Source organism: Kiloniellales bacterium (genome assembly GCA_030066685.1).
GTDB lineage: Bacteria > Pseudomonadota > Alphaproteobacteria > Kiloniellales > JAKSBE01 > JAKSBE01.
On sequence record JASJBF010000072.1, the window covers coordinates 1 to 5,439 of the forward strand.

The following is a 5,439-nucleotide window of genomic DNA, read 5'->3' on the forward strand; positions in this document are numbered from 1 at the left end:
GCCGGCGCCCAGCCCTACTACGTCGAGGCCTACCCGATGATCGAGTACTCGATGTACGGCGGCGTGCCGCTCAAGACGCTCAAGAAGGCCCTGCTCGACCTGAAAGCCGAGGGCAAGCTCGATAAGGCCAAGATGGTCCTCCTGACCAACTGCACCTTCGACGGCCACATCTACAACGTGAAGCGGGTCATGGAGGAGTGCCTGGCGATCAAGCCGGATCTGGTCTTCCTTTGGGACGAGGCCTGGTACGCCTTCGCCCGCTTCTCGCCACTCTATCGCAGACGGACGGCGATGGGGGCGGCGCCCGCGCTGCACGCGCGCTACCAGAGCCCCGAGTATCGGGAGGAGTACGAAGCCTTCAAGAAGAAGGCCGGAAAGATGGACCCGAAGGATCCCAAGCTGCTCGACATGCATCTGCTGCCCGATCCGGACAAGGTGCGCATCCGGGCCTACGCGACTCATTCCACCCACAAGTCGCTGTCGGCCCTGCGGCAGGGCTCGATGATCCACGTGCACGACGAGGACTACGAGGCATTGGTCCACGAGCCCTTCGAAGAGGCCTTCATGACCCATACCTCGACGTCGCCCAACGCCCAGATCATCGCCTCCCTCGACTTGGCGCGGCGCCAGGTCGAGCTCGAGGGCTACGAGCTCGTGCGTGAGCAGATCGCGCTGGCGCTCACGCTTCGTCACGAGGTCAACACCAACCCGCTCATCTCCAAGTACTTCCGGATCCTGACGCCGGCGGAGATGGTGCCCGAGCAGTTCCGCACGAGACCGATCAACGAGTACACCGATCTGGACGTCACCTGGACCGACGTGGTCAACGCCTGGGATAACGACGAGTTCGTCCTCGATCCGACGCGCCTCACGCTCGTCTGCGGGACGGCGGGCTTCGACGGCACGTCGTTCAAGTTGGAGCTGATGGACAAGCACGACATCCAGCTCAACAAGACGTCGCGCAACTCCGTGCTGTTCCAGTCCAACATCAATAACACGCGGAGCGCCACCTCCTACGTCATTTCGACCCTGGCAAAGATCGCGGCCGATCTCGACAAGCAGCTCGAGGGCGGCGACACCGGCGCCGTGAAGGCATTCAGGAGGCGGGTCAAGTCGCTCATGGAGGATGTGCCGGACCTGCCGAACTTCAGCCGCTTCCACGACGCCTTCCGCGACAACCCGAAAGGCAAGACCCTCGAAGGGCACATGCGGCTCGGATACTTCGAGGCCTATCTCCCGGAGGACTGCGACCACATTCCGATCAACAGCAAGGAGATGGACGACCGCCTGAAGAATGGGCCCGAGGTCGTCTCGGCGAACTTCGTGATCCCCTATCCTCCGGGCTTCCCGATCATGGTGCCGGGCCAGGTGGTCACGCGGGAGATCATCGATTTCATGCTGGCCTTGGATGTGAAGGAGATCCATGGCTACAACCGGGATGCCGGTCTCAAGACGATCAGGCCGGAAGTTCTGAAGAACCTGAAGAAGGGCCGGGCGGCATAATTGGGCGGTCTGCCGTCCGTTCCGGCGGCCTCTGCACGACGGATCTCGACCGGGGGTTGGTCGGCAGGACGTAGGTGTACGCCGCCGGAAGAATGTCTCGGGTGTCGGCGAGGCTAGGGGCCCAAGCCGGCACCCGAGACCCATTCCGGCCCTATGCGCCGGCGCCGCTGGCGGATAAGATCACCCCGCCGAGACGGGCATGGTGAAGGAAAGCGGACCGGAAGCGATGAGCCCTGCACGAAGCTTGACCCGAAGGTCGTTCCTGAGGGCCGCCGGCGCCGCAGGCCTCGCCGCCGGCACCGGCGGGCTCGGCAGCCGCGGTCTGGCCGAAGAGCCCGCCAAGCCGCGCAACATCCTGCTGATCGTCACCGACCAGGAACGCTACTTCCGCCAGGGCGAGCTGCCGCCCGGCTACCGGCTGCCGGGCCACGAACGCCTGATGCGCGCGGGGGTGACCTTCACGAACCACCAGGTCGCGTCCTGCGTCTGCACCCCGTCGCGTTCGGTCCTCTACACCGGCCAGCACATCCAGCACACCGGGATGTTCGACAACACCAACTTCCCCTGGGCCGGCAGCATGAGCACCGAGATCAACACGCTGGGCGACCTGCTGCGCGCGCGTGGCTATTTCACGGCCTACAAGGGCAAGTGGCATCTCACCCGGGAGTTCGAGACCGAGAACGACCTGCACGCGCCCAGGAAGATCTTCAGCGCCGAGATGGAGGCCTACGGCTTTGCCGACTACACCGGCATCGGCGACATCATCGCCCACACCCAAGGCGGTTTTCTGCACGACGGCGTGATCGCCGCCTATTCGCGCAGCTGGCTGCGCGGCCGCGGCCGCGAACTCCAGCGCGAGGGCAAGCCCTGGCTCCTGGCCGTGAACCTGGTGAACCCGCACGACGTCATGTACTACAACACCGATGCGCCCGGGGAGCGGATCCAGAACGACCCCAGCCTCCTGATGCGGCTCAGCCAAACTCCGCGGGCACCGCTCTATCAGCGGCGCTGGGACAACCCTCTGCCGGCGTCGCGGAAGGAAGCCCTGGACGCGCCGGGACGGCCGCCCGCGCACGCCGAGTTCCGCAAGTCGCGGGCGGCGCTGGTGGGCGCGGTTCCCAACGAAGACGAGCGTTGGCGGCGCCTGAACGACTACTATCTCAACTGCATCGCCGATGCCGACCGGCACATGGTCTCGCTGCTCGACGAGCTCGAGGCCCTCGGGCTCGCGGACGAGACCGTGGTCGTCTACACCTCCGATCACGGCGAACTGGCCGGCGCCCACGGCCTGAGCGGCAAGGGCGCGACCGGCTACCGCGAGCAGATCCACGTTCCCCTGATCATCGCGCATCCGGACCATCCCGGCGGCAGGCAGTGCGCAGCCGTCACCTCGCACGTCGACATCGCCGCGACCCTGGTCGGTCTTGCCGCCGGCGGCGCCGGTCCCGGTCTCGAGGGTTCGCCGGGAAAGGACCTGACCCCCCTTCTTGCCGATCCCGAGACGGCGGCCCTGGACGCCCTGCGGCCGGGCGCACTGTACAGCTTCAACATGCTCAGCTACCTCGATCAGAATCTGCTGGGCAGCGTCGCCAGGTTCCTGGCGGACGGCGGGCGCGCCGAGGACATCCCGGCGCAGGGCTTCCGCCCCGATTTGCGCAAGCGCGGGGCGATCCGCACGATCTACGACGGGCGCTTCAAGCTCTCGCGCTACTTCTCCCCCGAGCAGCACCACAAGCCCCGGAACCTTGAAGAGCTCATCGCGCTCAATGACCTGGAGCTCTTCGACCTCGAGACCGATCCGCTGGAGTTGACCAACCTCGCCCTCGAACGGCGGGCGAACGGCGAGCTCCTGCTCGCCATGAACGAGAAGCTCAATTCCCTGATCGCGGACGAGGTCGGAGAGGACGCCGGTCAGATGCTTCCGGGCGACGACCCGTCGCGCTGGCGTCTCGACCCGGACATCCGTCAGCTTCGCATGTAGCGCGGCCGGCGGGCGACGACCGCCGCAGCGACGGGCCCGTCGGCCGAGCCCGACCCGGAACGCTCAGGCGACGGCGACCACCCTGCCGAGCTTGTTCGCGTTGAAGGCATAGAGGGTGAAGCGTTCGGCGCGCGGCGGCACCGCCGATTCGGCGACAAACCCGCCCTCGAACTCTTCGTAGTGGCTGAAGTACCTCTCTCTGATCTCGTCGAGCGTCCGCCCGGTGAGACTCCAGATCTGCTCGAGAGTCCCGCGGTGGTGGCTGAACAGATGGACCGCGCCCAGGAGCTGGCCGCTCCGCACCAGGATCCTCAGGCGGCCGTCGCGATAGCCGGCCTCGACCTCGGGCCTGTCGATCAGCGCCCTGGCCTTTTTGGCGAGGGCCGGATCGTTGGGAATGTCCGCCAGGACCTCGCTCTCGCCGCGATGGCACATGTAGATCCTCGTTTTGTTGCAGCTCGAGGCATAGGCCCCGACGTAGAGCGGGGCGGCGTGGCTGCTTGCGAGGTCGATCTCGCTCGGCGGATCGAAATGCGCGTCGATGTGAAAATGCAGGTTGAACAGGTATCCCCTTCTGACCTTCGGCGGCAGGCGATCGTCCTTGGTGATCCCGTAGGAGAAGAGGTTCATCTCCATGACGTGCGCGAGATGGAGCGCGGCCTCCCTGCTGAAGCTCTGCCTCAGGCCCATGAGCTCCCATAGCGCGTAGTACTCGAAGCCGGCGAGGGGATGGACACCGCTGATCCTCTGCTTTAGATAGCTCTGGACTTCCTCGAAGGCCGTCTCGTCGGGCTTGCGCAGGCCCCTCAGCCTGGAACTTATCTTCGATTCCCTCGTGTCGGCACGGTAGACCTCGTGCGAGCTCCAGAAAGGCGCACGTCCGAGAAACTGATAGCCCCGTTCCGGATCCTGATAGACATCGAAAGACAGCTCGGACCCGACTTTCATTTGTTCCGCGAGCAGCCGGTCGATGGTCCGCCGCCCGGCAATATTGAACCAGGTGCGTTGCTCCAGAATGCTCACATAGGGGTCCTTCATGGCTTCGGGAAATAGCTATGAAGAGGTTTACAAAAACTTAACGCAGACCACCGTCGTCCGCGGTCCGACCACAGGCGGTTCGCCGACAAGAGGTCGAAAGGGGCCGCAAGCCTGCCGGAATTGTTAACCCTTTCTTTACTTAAGCGAAGGGCAATAGTGCGGCCGGACCTGCCTAGGTTTCGATATGGCCGCTGCCGTGAATCCTGCAAGCCTGGCCGAGGATGTCTTTATCGCTCCGGTGTCGATCGGATAATCGGATAGAGGATCAATGCTGTCTCAGACCGTTAAACAGACGCTCGATCGGGCGCGGCGGAACGCCAGCTCCCGATGTCGCGAAGAGTTCACGCTTGAAGACCTGCTTCTCGCACTCACCGAGGACTCGGACGCGCTCGACGTCTTCACCGGGCTGGGAATCGACGTAGAACAGCTGCGTCGAGATCTTCTCGTCCATCTCGATGCCGAGGCCGCGGGCCCCGGCCCTCGGCAATCGAAAGCCCCCCAGCCGACGCAGGCCCTGCTCCGCGTGATCAATCGGGCGGAGCTGCACGCCAGGTGGAGAGGCGAATCGGAAGTCAACGGACAGAGCATGATGCTCTCGCTCCTTCACGAGCAGGGCGCCCGGGCCGTCGCTTTCCTCTACAAGCAGGATACGGCACAGCAAGACCCGGACCGCGTGCGGACCGCCGGTACGTCCAAGTGGTTCGAAGACACCTCGGGCGAGACCGAAGGGGACCAGGACGACTGCGACCGGGATGGACCTGACGACGGCGCGCGGACCGCGCGCGAGGCCTACTGTGTTGATCTGAACAAGAAGGCGCGGGACGGGAAGGTTGATCCGCTGATCGGTCGAGAGCTTGAGATCGAGCGTACGATCCAGGTTCTGTGCCGTCGGACGAAGAACAACCCGCTTTACGTTG

The 5,439-nt window shown here is 64.7% G+C and carries 4 protein-coding genes; 3 read left to right on the forward strand and 1 reads right to left on the reverse strand.

The features are described from left to right. Together QNJ30_27815 and QNJ30_27820 are read left to right on the forward strand one after the other, a co-directional pair. On the forward strand, positions 1–1,503 hold a 1,503-nt coding region (locus QNJ30_27815; protein MDJ0947270.1), incomplete at its 5' end, for an ornithine decarboxylase. A gap of 226 nt (positions 1,504–1,729) precedes the next feature. Continuing rightward, on the forward strand, positions 1,730–3,484 hold the full coding sequence (locus QNJ30_27820) for a sulfatase-like hydrolase/transferase (GenBank protein ID MDJ0947271.1): 1,755 nt from the start codon (positions 1,730–1,732) through the stop codon (positions 3,482–3,484). Positions 3,485–3,547: 63 nt separating this feature from the next. On the opposite strand, the gene QNJ30_27825 is transcribed toward QNJ30_27820, so the two are convergent. Then, on the reverse strand, positions 3,548–4,507 hold the full coding sequence (locus QNJ30_27825) for a hypothetical protein (protein MDJ0947272.1): 960 nt from the start codon (positions 4,505–4,507) through the stop codon (positions 3,548–3,550). A 283-nt stretch (positions 4,508–4,790) separates the two neighbouring features. On the opposite strand from QNJ30_27825, the gene QNJ30_27830 reads away from it, so the two are divergent. Continuing rightward, on the forward strand, positions 4,791–5,439 hold a 649-nt coding region (locus tag QNJ30_27830), incomplete at its 3' end, for a Clp protease N-terminal domain-containing protein (protein ID MDJ0947273.1).